This is a genomic window from Sphingomonas sp. CV7422, assembly GCF_027945725.1.
GTDB lineage: Bacteria > Pseudomonadota > Alphaproteobacteria > Sphingomonadales > Sphingomonadaceae > Sphingomonas > Sphingomonas kyungheensis.
Genome location: NZ_CP115900.1, coordinates 2,952,410 through 2,966,952 on the forward strand (window position 1 = coordinate 2,952,410; position 14,543 = coordinate 2,966,952).

Genomic DNA, 14,543 nt, shown 5'->3' on the forward strand with positions numbered 1-14,543 from the left:
GTCATGCCGGACGTGGTCCGGCATCCACGGTTCAGCAGGAGCCAGAGCCGTCAGATTTGCGGCACGGTGGACCCCGGACCAAATCCGGGGTGACGGCGTGGTTCGGGCCCGGTCGAGACGGCCGCGGCGCTCGCGCATGTACGGCGATATGGGATAAGCATCGTCGGCGATTATCCCGGCGCCGCCGCCTTGTCCGTGATGCCGGCCCTGCGCTCCGCAACGCCGTCGCATGACCGAGCTGCGCGCGCTCACCAGCCTGCGCGGGATCGCGGCGTGGCTGGTCGTCCTCTACCATATCCGCGGCGGAATCGCCGGTCTGCCCGCTGCCGGCGAGCGCCTCCTCGCCAAAGGCTATTTGGCGGTCGACGTGTTCTTCCTGCTGTCGGGCTTCGTCATCTGGCTGACCTGGCATGCGCGGCTCGCTGCGCCGGGCGCGGTGGCGCGGTTCCTGCGCAAGCGGGTGGCGCGGATCTGGCCGTTGCACGCGGTGATGCTCGCCGCGGCGGTGGCGCTCGCGCTCTTGTTGCGCGCGACCGGGCGCAGCGACCCTGCCTTTCCGTTCGCCGAGCTGCCGCTGCACCTGCTGCTCGTCCAGAATTGGGGGCTGACCGACCGGCTGCACTGGAATGATCCCGCATGGTCGATCAGCTGCGAACTTGCCGCCTATCTGCTCTTCCCGCTGCTGGTGCGGGCGATCGACTGGCGGCGGGTGCCGCTGGCCGCGCTCTGTGCGGTCGCCGCGGCGCTGCTGCTCGCGCTGCATGCTGCGATGCGGGGGGCGCCGACGCTCGGCACCGATATTCCGCGCTTCGGGCTGGTCCGCTGCCTCGCCGAATTCGGCGCCGGGACGATCCTCGCGGCGATCTTCCTGCGCCGGCCGCCACTCGTCGCGCCGGTGGCGATCGGCGTGCTCGCCGCCATCGGCTGGGCGCTTGGCGCACCCGAAACGCTCGTCGCGCCGGCGACCTTCGCCGCGTTGCTGCTGGCGCTCGCCCTTACCGCCGGACGTCCGCGCCATCCGTTGGAGGGGCGCCTGCTGCACGGTCTCGGCGAGATCAGCTATGCGACCTATCTCGCGCATTTCCTGCTGTGGAAGGCGTTCCGCATCCCGCTCGCCGCACCGGTGCTCGGGCCGGGGCTGATCGCGGTCTATCTGTTGCTGCTGCTGGTCGTTTCGGTCGTGCTCTACCGGTGGGTCGAGCGTCCGGCGCAGCGCTTCATCAACGGAGCGTCGCTCTAGAGTATCGGGTTCGCGCGGAGGCGCGGAGGGTCAGGTTTCGGAGACGCTTTGCCTCTCCTCAACTGAGTCAAAGCCGCTGAGCGGCACCTCTGCGTCCTCTGCGCGAACCGATACGGGCGAGCAAGGCTCGCCCGCAGGACTTCAGGCGTCCTCGCTTTCCTCTTCCAACTCGTCCGCCAGCGCGTCGAGGATTGCCTGGTTGAACGCCGGGATATCGTCCGGCTTGCGGCTGGTGATGAGGTTGCCGTCGACCACCACAGCCTCGTCGACCACATCGGCGCCGGCGTTCTCCAGATCGGTGCGTACCGACGGCCAGCTCGTCACGCGACGGCCGTCGACCACGTCCGCCTCGACCAGCAGCCACGGCGCGTGGCAGATCGCCGCGACGATCTTGTCGTCTTCCATGAATTCGGTGACGATCTCGATCGCACGCTCCTGCAGGCGCATCTTGTCGGGATTGCCGACGCCGCCCGGCAGCAGCAGCGCGTCGTAATCGTCGGTGTCGACGGCATCGAGCGTCAGCTCGGGGGTGATGCTCTGCCCCTTTTCGCTGTCGTTGATGACGCCGGTGATCGGATCGGTCTTGATCGAGGCCAGCGTGATCTGCACGCCGGCATCGAGCAGCGCCTGACGCGGCTTGAACAATTCGTCCTGTTCGAACCCGTCGGTGGCGAGGATCAGCACGCGCGCTTGGGCAAGGTCAGCCATGTCATGTCTCCTGGGATGCGCGGCACCAACCGCCACCCCGGCCCGACGTTCCCGGAACACTCCGCATGGCCCACGCATTTCCTCTTTCCCCGTCGACGAGGAGCAAAGGGTGGCAGCGCGTCTGGTCTATTGCGACGATTCGAAACCCGGCATCACCCGGCGCAAGATGCGCCACGGCTGGGGCTATTTCGATGCGTCGGGGGCGCGCATCACCGACCGCGACGAGATCGACCGGCTCAATGCGATCGGCCTGCCCCCCGCCTATCGCGACGCCTGGTTCTGCCCCAAAGCCAACGGCCATATCCAGGCGGTCGGCTGGGACGAGAAGGGCCGCAAGCAATATCGCTACCACACCGGCTTCCGCGAGGCGCAGGAGGCGGCGAAATACGAGAAATGCGCCGATTTCGGCCATTGCCTGCCGCGCATTCGCAAGCAGGTGGAGGCCGATCTCGCCAGCCGCGGCCTGACCAAGGACCGCGCCGTCGCCGCGGTCGTCCGCCTGCTCGACATCGGCCATATCCGCGTCGGCAACGAAGCCTATACGCAGGCGAATGCCAGTTATGGCGCGACGACGCTGCGCAAGCGCCATGGCGAGGTGCGCGGCGCGACGCTCAAGCTGCGCTACAAGGGCAAGTCGGGCAAGGAACGCGACATGCGCGTCACCGACAAGCGCCTCGCCGCGGCGGTGCGCAAGATGCAGGACCTCGACGAACAGCATCTCTTCGCCTGGGTCGACGACGATGGCATGGCGCATCCCGTCACCTCGTCCGACGTCAACGACTATATCCGGCGCGTCGGCGGCGGCGACTTCACCGCCAAGCATTTCCGCACCTGGGGCGCGAGCGTCACCGCGTTCGAGGCGCTCGCCCATGCGCAAGCCGACCTCAGCCTCAAGGCGTTGCTCGAGCCGGTCGTCGCGCGGCTCGGCAATACGCCGGCGATCGCGCGCAAGAGCTATGTCCACCCCTCGCTCATCGGCCTCGTCAAACAGGGCCAGAGCGCATTCCGCAAGGCGCTGCGTCTGCCGCGTTCCGCCCGCTACCTCAGCCGCTGCGAACGCGGTCTGATCGCCTTCCTGGAGGCGGGCACCCCCGCGGCGCTGCCGATGCTCAAGGCAGCCGCCTGACAAGGTCGATCATGTCCAATACCACCTCCGCCGCCGCCAAGGCGCCGATCTTCGACGCCGGTTCGGTCCAGAACCAGATCGGCGACTTCTACACCGCCAGCGAGATCTGGCTGCACACCCACTGGCTGCAGATCCTGATCGCCTTCGCGATCGGCACGGTGATCGTGGTCGCGTTGCACGGGCTGCGCCGGCTCGGCCAGAAATTGTGCGGCGCGGAGGTCGGCCGGCGCGGCTGGGGGACGATCCTCGGCCGGGCGGTGACGCGGACCAGCAACTTCTTCATCATCATGCTCGCCGCCAAACTGGTCGTCGGCTATGCCGGCGCGCCGAGCCAGGTGGCGACGACGGTCAATTTCCTGTGGACGGTCGCCTCGGTCTTCCAGGCGGCGATCTGGGCGCGTGAGCTGATCCTCGGCGCGATCGAGCATCGCACCAGCAGCGAACATTACAGCGGCGAGGCGTTGCTGTCGGCGATGGGGCTGATCCGGCTGCTCGTCACCGTCGCGCTGTTCGCCATCGCGCTGGTCGTCGTACTTGACAATTTGGGCGTCAACGTCACCGGCCTCGTCGCCGGGCTCGGCGTCGGCGGCATCGCCATCGGTCTCGCCGCGCAGGGCATCTTCGGCGACCTGTTCGCGGCGCTGGCGATCATCTTCGACCGGCCGTTCCGCCGCGGCGACAAGATCAGCTACGGGACCACCAACGGCGTGATCGAATCGATCGGCCTCAAGAGCACGCGCATCCGCGCCTTTACCGGCGAGCTGCGGGTGATCAGCAACAAGCAGCTGCTCGACAAGGAAATCCAGAACACCAGCGTGCGCGACCATATCCGCATCGCCTTCACCATCGGCGCCGCCTACGAGACGCCGCCCGAAACGCTGGCGCGCATCCCGGCGATGCTGAGCGAGATCGTCGTCGCGGAGGGCGGCAAGGTCGCCCGGTCCGGCTTCGAGACGTTCGGCGCGTCGAGCCTCGACTTCGCGCTGCAATTCGACATTCCGGGCGACGACTGGGCGACCGCGCATCCGATGCGCGACCGGATCATGGTGGCGATCATGACCCGCTTCGCCGAGGAAGGCATCACCATTCCCTATCCAACGCAGACCAACTACACCGCCGCACCCGACGGCACGCTGGTGATGCCCTATGCCGCGGGGGGTGAGCCGGGCGCCAAATAGTCGCGCTCGTCATTCCTTCGTGTCGGGCTCGTCCTCTGCATCGCTCCCACCCTGTGCACGTCCGCGCAGGCGGGCGGCAAACCCCTTGGCGTAGCGCGTGATGGCGGCGCCGGCGGCGAGGAAGAGGATCAGGAACTTCTTGCCCAAGGCGAGCAGGATCGCGAGCAGGCCCAGCTTCTTCGCCACCGCGACGCCAGCGCCCGCCGCGACCAGTCCGGCGAGGCCATAGGCCGCCGTCTTGTCGACCGAGGGGTCGTAATCGGCATAGGTCGCGCCTTTGGCGAAATGCGCCGCGCCGGCGAGTGCCTGCGCCGCGCCGCGCACCTCCAGGAGCTGCGGCATGCCCGAAATCATGTTGAGGCTCAGCACGCCGTCGCGGCCGAGCAGCCGCACGTCGTAATTGAGGACGTTGGTCTTGCTGTCGGAGAAGCGGATATTGCGCGCCCAGATCAGTGCGTGGCGCGCCGAATCATAGGTCGGCGCCTGCGCCCAGCCGACGAAATATTCGGTCGGATAGCCGGCCTTCTGCCGCTTCGGATTCTCCGCCTGTTCGTTCGCCCGGATCTCGGCGACCAGCGCGTCGTAATCCTCGGACGCCGCGTCCTTGTCGCTGACGTGGCCGGTCCGATCGTAGGTGACGACCGCGCCCCAATCGTTGTCATAGCTGGTGCGGTCCTTTTCGAAGACGATGCCGAGCACGCCCTCCCCCGCGTCGGGCGGGTTGCCCCATAATTTGACGATGACCGCCTTCGCATCGTCGGCCGGGACGAAATAATAGCGGGTCCCGAGATGCAGCGTCGCCTTGGCGGGGCCGACGACGACATCGCCATATTGCCGGGTGAGCGCCTTGTCGAAGGCGACGATCGCCGCCTTGTCGTGCAGCACCCCCGGTTGCGCCGCCGCCGGCACGGCGGCGCCCTGCAAGCCGAGACACACCGCCAGCGCTGCCACCCACGTCTTCATGATGCCCCCCGTCTGATCCGTTATAGAGGATCATTCCGGCGGGCCGTTCACGCCGGGGCGCAGGTGTGCGGGAGGGCAGCTGGGTGACCCGGCGCGGCTGATTTCATCCTGCCGCTTGTGGGTTCATGTGGCCCGGACGCGCATCTCCGCGCCTCCGCGCGAACTATATCGTGGCGGTCTTTCAGATACTCGCGTCAGCCCGTCTTTGCGGAACACTTGCTCGCAGTGCTCCCGCGAAGGCGGGGAGCCCGGAGTCTTCTTGCCGCAAGCCGTTGTTCTGCTTGGCTACTGGATTCCCGCTTTCGCGGGAATACTGGTCTTTGGCAGGGAGCTTTTCACGGGCCCTGAGCATGCGGGGCGAGGCGTCTCAGGACTATCTGGAACTGCCCCGGCCGGACTGCCGGGCCGGCACTTGCGGCCACTCTTCCGCAGGATCCGCCCGCGCCTCCCACACGCGGGCCGCCGCTCAGATCCCCCCTTCGTCGAGCGAGAGCAGCGTCGCATTGCCGCCGGCCGAGGTGGTGTCGACCGATACCGCGCGCTCGGCGCAGAAGCGGTAGAGATAATGCGGGCCGCCCGCCTTGGGGCCGGTGCCGGACAGGCCCTCGCCGCCGAACGGCTGCGAGCCGACCACCGCGCCGATCATCGACCGGTTGATGTAGAGGTTGCCGACCGCCGCCGCTGCCTCGGTCACCTCGGCGGCGCGCGCGATACGGCTGTGCAAGCCCATCGTCAGGCCATAGCCCTTGGCATTGACCCGCGCGATCGTCTCCTCGAGCTTGCCCGCCTCCCAGGTCGCGACGTGCAGGATCGGGCCGAACCATTCGCGGTCGAGATCCTCGATCCGGTCGATCCGCACCAGCGTGGGCGGCACGAACAGACCCTCGGCCGGCGCGGGCAGCGTCTTCACCGTGCGGTCGGCGACGCTGGCGCGATAGGCCATCAATTTGTCGTAGGAGGCGCGATCGATCACCGGCCCGACGTCGGTCGCCGGATCGGCCGGATCGCCGAGCCGCAGCGTGTCCATCGCGCCGGTGAGCATCTCGATCACCGTCTCCGCGACATCCGCCTGCACCAGCAGCAGCCGCAACGCCGAACAGCGCTGCCCCGCCGACCGGAAGGACGAGGTGACGACGTCCGCCACCACCTGTTCGGGCAGAGCGGTGCTGTCGACGATCATCGCGTTGATCCCGCCGGTTTCGGCGATCAGCGGCACGATCGGGCGATCGTCGTCCGCCACCAGCGTGCGCGCGATCCGCTTGGCGGTGGCGGTCGATCCGGTGAAGGCGACGCCGGCGATGCGCACGTCCGCGGTCAACGCCGCGCCGACCTGCGGCCCGCCGGGGACGAGGATCAGCGCGTCGCGCGGCACGCCGGCCTGATGCGCGAGCTCGACCGCGACGCGGGCGATCTCGGGCGTCTGCGGCGCCGGCTTGGCGACGACGGTATTGCCGGCGACCAGCGCCGCGACCGTCTGGCCGAGGAAAATGGCGAGCGGGAAGTTCCACGGCGCAATCGTCGCCCAGACGCCGCGCCCCTCGATATGCAGCATGTTGCGCTCGCCGGTCGGTCCGGGCAGTTCGACCGCGCGCAACCGGCTGCGCGCCTCGCCGGCGTAATAGCGGCAGAAATCGGCGGCCTCGCGCACCTCGCCGATCGCGTCGGGGATGGTCTTGAACGCCTCCTGCACGCAGATCGCCATCAGCCGGTCGCGATGCGCTTCGAGCAGGTCGGCGAGCCGTTCGAGGCACGCGGCGCGCGCGTCCACCGGCGTGCGCGACCAGGCGGGGAAGGCGGCGTGGGCGCGGGAGACGGCCGTCGTGACGATCGCCGCATCATCCTCGCCGCCGGCAGCACGGGCCAGCGGCTGTCTGACCGCGGCGACCGTCGCCTCCAGCGTCGCGACATCGCTGAGGTCGAGCCCGCTCGAATTGCGGTGGCCCGGCGCGAACAGATCCTTGGGCAGCGGGATGCTGGGATGGCGCGCGCCGCCGACCGCGGCGATCTTCGCGACCGGATCGGCGAGGATCTCGTCCTCGCTCAGCCGCGCGTCTGCGAGCTGGTGGACGAAGCTCGAATTGGCGCCATTCTCCAGCAGGCGCCGCACCAGATAGGCGAGCAGGTCGCGGTGCCCGCCGACCGGCGCGTAGATGCGGCAGTGATAGCCGTTCTCGCGCACCAGCCGCTCGTACAGCCCGTCGCCCATGCCGTGCAGCCGCTGGAATTCGAAGTCGCGCGCATTGCCCGCCCATTCGAGGATCGTCGCGACGGTCAGCGCATTGTGGCTGGCGAAGGCGGGGCGGATGTTCTCGGCAGCCAGCATGTCCTTGGCGACCGCCAGATAGGAGACGTCGGTCGCCGCCTTGCGGGTGAACAGCGGATAGTCGCTCAGCCCCTCGACCTGCGTGCGCTTGATCTCGCTGTCCCAATAGGCGCCCTTGACCAGCCGCACGTTCATCACCCGGCCGAGTTCGTTCGCCCAGGCGACCACCGGTCGCGCGCGCTTGCCATAGGCCTGCACCGCCATGCCGAAGCCGTCCCAGCCCTTGAGGCTGGGCAGCGCCGCGACCGCGCCGATGATGTCGAGGCTCATCTCGAGTCGCTCGGATTCCTCGGCGTCAACGGTGAGCGCGATGCCCTTGCCCGCCGCCTGCACCGCCAGCGCCTCGAGCATCTCGGTCAGCGCGGGGACGCATTCGCTCCACCGCGCGACTTCGTAGCGTGGGTGCAACGCCGACAGCTTGACCGAGATCGAATGGCCCGCGGCGGGATCGCGCCCGACCGCGTCGATCGCGCCGACATAGGCCTCGTAATAGCGGCGCCCGTCGGCAAACGTCCGCGCCGCCTCGCCCAGCATGTCGAAGCTGGCGGTGAAGCCCTTGTTGTCGGGCTTCTTCATCCGCCGCATCGCCTCGTCGATGGTGCGGCCCATGACGAAGATCTCGCCCATCCGCTTCATCGCCTCGCCGACCGCCATGCGGACGAACGGCTCGCCGGCGCGGCCGATCAGCCGGCGCAGCGGTCCCGACGGCCCTTCGCCGACGAGCACGCGGCCGACCACCAGCCCCCAGGTGGCGCCGTTGACCAATTTGCTGTTCGACTGGCCGGCATGCGCGCGCCAGTCGGCATCGCCCAGTTTGTCCGCGATCAGCAGGTCGGCGGTCTCCGGATCGGGAACGCGCAGGAACGCTTCGGCAAGGCTGAGCAGCGCCACGCCCTCCGACGAATTGAGCCGATATTCCTGGAGGAACTGGTTGACCCAGCCGCGGTTCTGCGCCGCGCGCAGATCGGCGAGCAGGCCGGAGGCGTGGCCGATGATCCGCTCGCGCGAATCGGGCGACGCGGAGGCGCGGTCGAGCAGCGGCTTTAGAACATCGGGTTCGCTGGCCCGATAGAGTTGGGCCATCGATTTGCGGGCAGCGGAGGCGGAAGCAGCGGACATTTTCAAGCTTTCGGTCGGTCCAGGCTTGCGAGGAACACCCTGCCGTGCCTAGAAGATGCGCCGCCTCTAGCGCCCCAGGCCAGCGAAGGAAATCCGGTGACGTTTCTCAACGCCGAGCAGATGCGGGCCCGGATCGGTAGCGAGACGGTGTCCGACTGGGTCGAGGTCAGCCAGGCGATGATCGATCGTTTCGCCGCCGCGACCGGCGATGACCAGTTCATCCATGTCGATCCGGTCGCCGCCGCGGCGACGCCGTTCGGCGGCACGATCGCGCATGGTTTCCTGACGCTGTCGCTGATGCCGCTGCTCGCGTCGAAGGTGCCGGATGCGCCGCGGCTCGCGGGTGCGCGGATGGGGATCAATTACGGCGGCAACAGCGTCCGCTTCCTCACCCCGGTGCGCGCCGGCAGCCGCGTCCGCGGCCGGTTCCGCCTGCTCGCCTTCGACGAGAAGAGTCCCGGCCGCTTCCAGCAGACCACCCAATTCACTGTCGAGATCGACGGCGTCGAGAAACCGGCGCTGGTCGCCGAATGGATCGGCCAGATCGTCACCTAACCCGCCCCCGCACGTCCGTGCCTTGAGGATCAACCGTCTATGCGTTCCGCCGTCATCGTCTCCACCGCCCGCACCCCGATCGGCCGCGCCTATCGCGGCGCGTTCAACGACACCACGCCGCAGGCGCTCGCCGGCCATGCGATCCGCCACGCCGTCGAGCGTGCCGGGATCGACGGCGCGGAGGTCGCGGATGTCGTGCTCGGCGCGGCGCTCCAGCAGGGGCATCAGGCCGGCAATATCGCCCGCCAGGCGGCGTTGCGCGCCGGGCTGCCGACGTCGGTGCCCGGCATGTCGCTCGACCGGCAATGCGCCAGCGGCCTCATGGCGATCGCCACCGCCGCCAAGCAGATCGTGCTCGACGGCATGGACATCGCGGTCGGCGGCGGGGTCGAGAGCATCAGCCTCGTCCAGACGCCGCAGATGCGCGTCGCGCCCGACCGGCAACTGATCGCGATGCACGGCGACATCTACATGCCGATGCTCCAGACCGCGGAGATCGTCGCCAGCCGCTACGGCATCAGCCGCGAGGCGCAGGATGCCTATGCGCTCCAGTCGCAGCAGCGCACCGCCGCCGCCCAGGCCGCCGGCCGTTTCGACGCCGAGATCGTGCCGCTGCCCGCGACGATGACCGTCACCGACAAGGTCACCAAGGCGGTGAGCCAGCAGGAGGTGACGCTCGACAAGGACGAGGGCAATCGCGCCGATACGACGATCGAGGGGCTGCAGAAGCTGCAACCCGTCGTCGGGCCGGACGGCGTCATCACCGCCGGCAACGCCAGCCAGCTCTCCGACGGCGCCTCCGCCTGCGTGCTGATGGAGGAAGGCGTCGCCGCCGCGCGCGGCCTGACGCCGCTCGGTCGCTACGTTGGCATGGCGGTGGCGGGGACCAAGCCCGACGAGATGGGCATCGGCCCGGTCTATGCCGTGCCCAAATTGCTCGAAGCGAACGGGCTCACGATGGCCGACATCGGCCTGTGGGAACTCAACGAGGCGTTTGCGGTGCAAGTGCTCTACTGCCGCGATACGCTCGGCATCCCCGACGAATTGCTCAACGTCAACGGCGGCGCGATTGCGATCGGCCACCCCTATGGCATGTCGGGCGCGCGGATGACCGGCCATGCGCTGATCGAGGGCAATCGGCGCGGCGCGAAATATGTCGTGGTGACGATGTGCGTCGGCGGCGGCATGGGCGCGGCGGGGCTGTTCGAGGTGCTGTGAGGTTGATCGCCAACCGGCCCGACGGTATATATCGTCGTCGGAAGGGTCATGCGCTCTCTCTATCGAGCCCCGGTCGCTGCTACGGCCGGGGCTCAAATCGTTTGGAGCTCAGGCTGCTACCCGAGCCCCGCCCGTGCACCTATTGCCTACGTGCCACTTCCACGATCTTCAGAACGAAGGTTCCGAAGCCGGAAAGCGCACCCAGGAACAGGCACAGTTCGGAAAGAGTCATGCATGCGCCTTTCCATCACGACGGCGGGATTGCCGCCGGCCCGGATCATGACCGGGCCGGCCCTACCGCGCAACCAACCCACGGCGCGCTCGTTCTCCCGCAAAACCCCGCACAAGGAGACGCGTCATGGCCGAACACGACAATCCGCAGGAAATCGCTGCCAAGTTCCTCGACAAGCTGCGCAGCAGCCCGTTCGTGATGATCGGCCTGATCGACGGCGAACATGCCGAGCCGATGACCGCGCAGATCGACGACGATCAGCCCAACACGCTGTTCTTCTTCGCCGGCCGCGACAATCGCATCGCCAAGGGCGGCGACGCGATGGCGCAGTTCGTCGGCAAGGGGCATGATTTCTTCGCCTGCCTCGCCGGCACGGTCAGCACCGACAACGATCGGGCGCAGATCGACAAATTGTGGAATAACCAGGTCGAGGCGTGGTTCCCCGGCGGCAAGCAGGACCCGAACCTGACGCTGCTCCGCTTCGACATCGACAGCGCCGAGCTGTGGGAGACCGACATCTCGATCTCGGGGCGCGTCAAGATGCTGTTCGGCGGCACGATCCGCGGCGATGAATCGAGCAGCCACGCGGTGGTCGGCTCGGTCGCCTGACCCGCGCCGGGGGCGGCGTCTGCCGCCCCCGATCGGTCAGGCGTTGGCGGCGATCCACTTCTCGACCACCGGCGCGACCATGTTGCGCCACTTGGAGCCGTTGAAGATGCCGTAATGGCCGGCACCTTCCGCCATATAATAGCGCTTCTTGTCCTCGGGGAGCGCGGTCGCCAGCGTCAGCGCGGCGCGCGTCTGCCCCAGGCCGGAGATATCGTCGCGCTCGCCCTCGATCGCGAGAATGCCGACATCGGTGATCGCCGCCGGATCGACGCGCCGGCCACGATGCATCATCTCGCCGCGCGGCAACGCATGGCGCTGGAACACCAGTTCGATCGTCTGCAGGTAGAATTCGGCGGTCATGTCGCAGACCGAGCGATATTCCTCGTAGAAGTTTTTCGTCGCATCGGCGCTCTCGCCGTCACCCTGGACGAGGTGTTTGAACATCTCCCAATGCGACATCATGTGGTTGCCGAGGTTCATCGACATGAAGCCGGCGAGCTGGAGAAAGCCGGGATAGACCTTCCGGCCGGCGCCCGGATACATCATCGGCACGGTGACGATGACATTCTGTTCGAACCAGGCATGCGGCCGTTCGGTGGCGAGCGTGTTGACCGCGGTCGGCGCCTCGCGCGTGTCGACCGGGCCGCCCATCATCGTCAGCGTCTTCGGCCGGCAGGGATGACGGTCGGCGCTCATCAGCGCCACCGCCGCATAGCAGGGCACCGACGGCTGGCACACGGCGAGCATATGCGTGCCGCCCTGTCCCTCGTTCGGCCCGATCGCTTCGAGGAAGGCGACGAGATAGTCGATATAATCGTCGAGGTCGAAGCTGCCGTCGCCGAGCGGCACCAGCTTGGCGTCGCGCCAGTCGGTGATGTAGACGTCCGCGCTCGGCAGCATCCGCTCGACCGTGCCGCGCAGCAGCGTCGCGAAATGACCCGACATCGGCGCGACGATCAGCAGCTTCGGCCCGCCCTCGACACCGTCGCGGCGAAAGCGCTTCAACTGGCCGAACGGCTTTTGCAGCACGATCTCCTCGTGCACCGGCACCGTCCGGCCGTCGATCACCGTCTCGGTCAGCCCGAAGGCGGGCTTGCCGCGCGTCGCCGAGGCATGCGCGAAGACCTCGAGCGCCGAACTGATCACCGATCCGCCGTCGAGGTACGACCAGGGGTTGGCGGGGTTGCGCATCCAGTCGGCGCCGAAGCTCGCCATCGCGCTGGCGCCGGCGAGCATCGAGCGCTGCATTTCATAGGCATCGTAGAGCATGATCGGGATCTTCGCCTGAAAAGGTTTCCGTATACGTAATGTATTTTCCGCAAGGTGCAAACGAACCATTCGCACCCGCACAATCGGCTGAACGCCCGACACGGCCGACAGGGCCCCTGCCGCCGGAGTGGGCGGCGTTGAGCCGGTCCGCCCCGCCTGCTAGGCGCGGGGACGATGGCCCGTACCCCGCTCCCGACCAACCGCCGCCTCGGCGACCTTCGCCTCGTCTGGGATCGCGTGCTCTGCTACCCGCGCCAGTTGACCGTGGCGCTGCTCGCGCTCGCCACCACCTCCGCGGCGACGATCGGCATCCCTTATGGGTTCAAGCGGGTGATCGACCGCGGCTTCGCCCCCGGCGGCGAAGGCTCGGTCGCGGCGTCCTTCCATTATCTGCTGATGATCGTCGCGGTGCTCGCGGTGGCGACGGCGATCCGCTTCTACTACGTGTCGTGGCTCGGCGAGCGCGTCGTCGCCGACATCCGCACCCGCGTCCATGCGCATCTGCTCGCGCTCACCCCGCGCTTCTTCGAGGAGAACCGGCCGTCGGAGATCGCCTCGCGCCTCACCGCCGATACCGTGCTGATCGAGGGCGTCGTCGGCAGCACGGTGTCGATCGCGCTGCGCAACACCTTCACCGGCGTCGGCGGGATGATCTACCTGTTCGCGCTGTCGCCCAAGCTCGCCGGCATGCTGCTGCTCGGCATCCCGCTGATAATCCTGCCGGTGACGATCCTCGGCCGCCGCATCCGCAACCTGTCGCGCACGTCGCAGGATCGCGTCGCCGACGTCAGCGCGCTCGCCACCGAGACGCTCGGCGCGATGAAGATCGTTCAGGCGTTCGGGCAGGAACCGCGCGAGGCGCAGCGCTTCACCGGCGCGGTCGATGCGACCTTCGCCGCGGCCAAGCGCCGTATCGGCCTGCGTGCGGTGATGACCGCGATCATGATCTTCCTGATCTTCGGCTCGATCACCCTCGTCCTGTGGGAGGGGGCGACCGACGTCGCGGCGGGACGCATCTCGGGCGGGGCGATCGCCGCCTTCGTGCTGACCGGCGGCATCGTCGCCGGCGCGTTCGGCGCGCTGACCGAAGTCTACGGCGATCTGCTGCGCGGCGCCGGTGCCGCCGGCCGGCTCGCCGAACTGCTGCGCGAACAGCCCGAGATCACCCGCCCCGCCGCGCCGATCCCGCTGCCCGTGCCGGTGAGCGGCGCGCTGACCTTCGACCATGTCCGCTTCCACTATCCGACGCGGCCCGACGTCGCCGCGCTCGACGACGTCACGCTGGCGATCCGCGCCGGCGAGACGGTGGCGGTGGTCGGCCCGTCGGGGGCCGGCAAGTCGACCTTGTTCCAGCTCGCCGAGCGGTTCTACGATCCGGCCGAGGGCCGTATCCTGCTCGACGGCGTCGACCTGCGCGAGGCGGACCCCGCCGCGATCCGCGCGCAGATCGCGATCGTGCCGCAGGACAATGTCATCTTCGGCGCGAGCGCGCGCGACAATCTGCGCTACGGCCGCTGGGAGGCGGGCGACGACGAGCTGTGGGCCGCCGCCGAGGCCGCCAATGCCGCCGACTTCCTGCGCGCCCTGCCCGAGGGGCTCGACACCAATCTCGGCGAAGGCGGCGCACGTCTGTCGGGCGGCCAGCGCCAGCGCATCACCATCGCCCGCGCGCTGCTCCGCGACGCGCCGATCCTGCTGCTCGACGAGGCGACCAGCGCGCTCGACGCGGAGAGCGAGCGGCTCGTCCAGCAGGCGCTGCAACGGCTGATGGAGCATCGCACCACCCTGGTGATCGCCCACCGCCTCGCGACGGTGCGCGCCGCGCAGCGCATCGTGGTGATGGACGCCGGCCGCATCGTCGAGGAGGGCAACCACGCCTCGCTCATCACCCGCGGCGGTCTCTACGCACGGCTGGCGAGCCTGCAGTTCAGCGAGGCGGCGTAGGGGCGGGCTTCTTCCGCGGACACTCTACCGTTGACCGCCATCCCTCGCCATCCCATCAT

At 68.5% G+C, this 14,543-nt stretch carries 11 protein-coding genes; 7 read left to right on the top strand and 4 right to left on the bottom strand.

Features of this window, described 5'->3' with window-relative positions:
• Positions 1–229 precede the first annotated feature (229 nt).
• A complete protein-coding gene (locus tag PBN85_RS13995) occupies positions 230–1,240 on the top strand; it encodes an acyltransferase family protein (protein ID WP_271299381.1) in 1,011 nt (336 codons plus the stop codon).
• Between the two features lie 141 nt (positions 1,241–1,381).
• Here the strand turns inward: PBN85_RS13995 and PBN85_RS14000 are convergent, their stop codons facing one another.
• The gene (locus PBN85_RS14000; RefSeq protein ID WP_037532167.1) at positions 1,382–1,948 is read right to left on the bottom strand and encodes a type 1 glutamine amidotransferase domain-containing protein; all 567 of its coding nucleotides are present in this window, start codon (positions 1,946–1,948) and stop codon (positions 1,382–1,384) included.
• Between the two features lie 166 nt (positions 1,949–2,114).
• Between PBN85_RS14000 and PBN85_RS14005 the strand changes: the two genes are divergently transcribed.
• Together PBN85_RS14005 and PBN85_RS14010 are read left to right on the top strand one after the other, a co-directional pair.
• Positions 2,115–3,074 (top strand): DNA topoisomerase IB, encoded by a 960-nt coding sequence (locus PBN85_RS14005; RefSeq protein WP_235199562.1) that lies wholly within the window; start codon positions 2,115–2,117, stop codon positions 3,072–3,074.
• An 11-nt stretch (positions 3,075–3,085) separates the two neighbouring features.
• Positions 3,086–4,252, top strand: a complete 1,167-nt coding sequence (locus tag PBN85_RS14010; RefSeq protein WP_271299382.1) for a mechanosensitive ion channel family protein — start codon at positions 3,086–3,088, stop codon at positions 4,250–4,252.
• Positions 4,253–4,261: 9 nt separating this feature from the next.
• On the opposite strand, the gene PBN85_RS14015 is transcribed toward PBN85_RS14010, so the two are convergent.
• Both PBN85_RS14015 and PBN85_RS14020 read right to left on the bottom strand, forming a co-directional pair.
• Positions 4,262–5,215, bottom strand: coding sequence for a DUF2167 domain-containing protein (locus tag PBN85_RS14015; RefSeq protein ID WP_271299383.1), 954 nt, complete (start codon positions 5,213–5,215; stop codon positions 4,262–4,264).
• A 466-nt stretch (positions 5,216–5,681) separates the two neighbouring features.
• On the bottom strand, positions 5,682–8,621 hold the full coding sequence (locus PBN85_RS14020) for an L-glutamate gamma-semialdehyde dehydrogenase (protein ID WP_443026787.1): 2,940 nt from the start codon (positions 8,619–8,621) through the stop codon (positions 5,682–5,684).
• A 156-nt stretch (positions 8,622–8,777) separates the two neighbouring features.
• On the opposite strand from PBN85_RS14020, the gene PBN85_RS14025 reads away from it, so the two are divergent.
• From PBN85_RS14025 to PBN85_RS14035, 3 genes are all read left to right on the top strand, one after another.
• Positions 8,778–9,212 (top strand): MaoC family dehydratase, encoded by a 435-nt coding sequence (locus tag PBN85_RS14025; RefSeq protein ID WP_200870352.1) that lies wholly within the window; start codon positions 8,778–8,780, stop codon positions 9,210–9,212.
• Between the two features lie 39 nt (positions 9,213–9,251).
• On the top strand, positions 9,252–10,430 hold the full coding sequence (locus tag PBN85_RS14030; RefSeq protein ID WP_271299385.1) for an acetyl-CoA C-acyltransferase: 1,179 nt from the start codon (positions 9,252–9,254) through the stop codon (positions 10,428–10,430).
• A 358-nt stretch (positions 10,431–10,788) separates the two neighbouring features.
• Positions 10,789–11,271, top strand: a complete 483-nt coding sequence (locus PBN85_RS14035; protein WP_271299386.1) for a pyridoxamine 5'-phosphate oxidase family protein — start codon at positions 10,789–10,791, stop codon at positions 11,269–11,271.
• Between the two features lie 36 nt (positions 11,272–11,307).
• Here the strand turns inward: PBN85_RS14035 and PBN85_RS14040 are convergent, their stop codons facing one another.
• Positions 11,308–12,540 carry a polyhydroxyalkanoate depolymerase gene (locus PBN85_RS14040; protein ID WP_271299387.1) on the bottom strand — a complete coding sequence of 411 codons (1,233 nt, stop codon included), beginning with the start codon at positions 12,538–12,540 and terminating at the stop codon, positions 11,308–11,310.
• Between the two features lie 174 nt (positions 12,541–12,714).
• On the opposite strand from PBN85_RS14040, the gene PBN85_RS14045 reads away from it, so the two are divergent.
• Complete coding sequence (locus PBN85_RS14045; RefSeq protein WP_271299388.1) at positions 12,715–14,484, top strand: ABC transporter transmembrane domain-containing protein; 1,770 nt, start codon at positions 12,715–12,717, stop codon at positions 14,482–14,484.
• The last annotated feature ends 59 nt before the right edge of the window (positions 14,485–14,543 follow it).

What these genes read in the sequence shown, in the direction of transcription:
- PBN85_RS14025 (WP_200870352.1), top strand. Translation starts at nt 8,778, where the DNA reads ATGCGGGCCCGGATCGGTAGCGAGACGGTGTCCGACTGGGTCGAGGTC.
- PBN85_RS14045 (WP_271299388.1), top strand. Translation starts at nt 12,715, where the DNA reads ATGGCCCGTACCCCGCTCCCGACCAACCGCCGCCTCGGCGACCTTCGC.
- PBN85_RS13995 (WP_271299381.1), top strand. Translation starts at nt 230, where the DNA reads ATGACCGAGCTGCGCGCGCTCACCAGCCTGCGCGGGATCGCGGCGTGG.
- PBN85_RS14005 (WP_235199562.1), top strand. Translation starts at nt 2,115, where the DNA reads ATGCGCCACGGCTGGGGCTATTTCGATGCGTCGGGGGCGCGCATCACC.
- PBN85_RS14010 (WP_271299382.1), top strand. Translation starts at nt 3,086, where the DNA reads ATGTCCAATACCACCTCCGCCGCCGCCAAGGCGCCGATCTTCGACGCC.
- PBN85_RS14000 (WP_037532167.1), bottom strand. Translation starts at nt 1,948, where the DNA reads ATGGCTGACCTTGCCCAAGCGCGCGTGCTGATCCTCGCCACCGACGGG.
- PBN85_RS14035 (WP_271299386.1), top strand. Translation starts at nt 10,789, where the DNA reads ATGGCCGAACACGACAATCCGCAGGAAATCGCTGCCAAGTTCCTCGAC.
- PBN85_RS14030 (WP_271299385.1), top strand. Translation starts at nt 9,252, where the DNA reads ATGCGTTCCGCCGTCATCGTCTCCACCGCCCGCACCCCGATCGGCCGC.
- PBN85_RS14015 (WP_271299383.1), bottom strand. Translation starts at nt 5,215, where the DNA reads ATGAAGACGTGGGTGGCAGCGCTGGCGGTGTGTCTCGGCTTGCAGGGC.
- PBN85_RS14020 (WP_443026787.1), bottom strand. Translation starts at nt 8,621, where the DNA reads ATGGCCCAACTCTATCGGGCCAGCGAACCCGATGTTCTAAAGCCGCTG.
- PBN85_RS14040 (WP_271299387.1), bottom strand. Translation starts at nt 12,540, where the DNA reads ATGCTCTACGATGCCTATGAAATGCAGCGCTCGATGCTCGCCGGCGCC.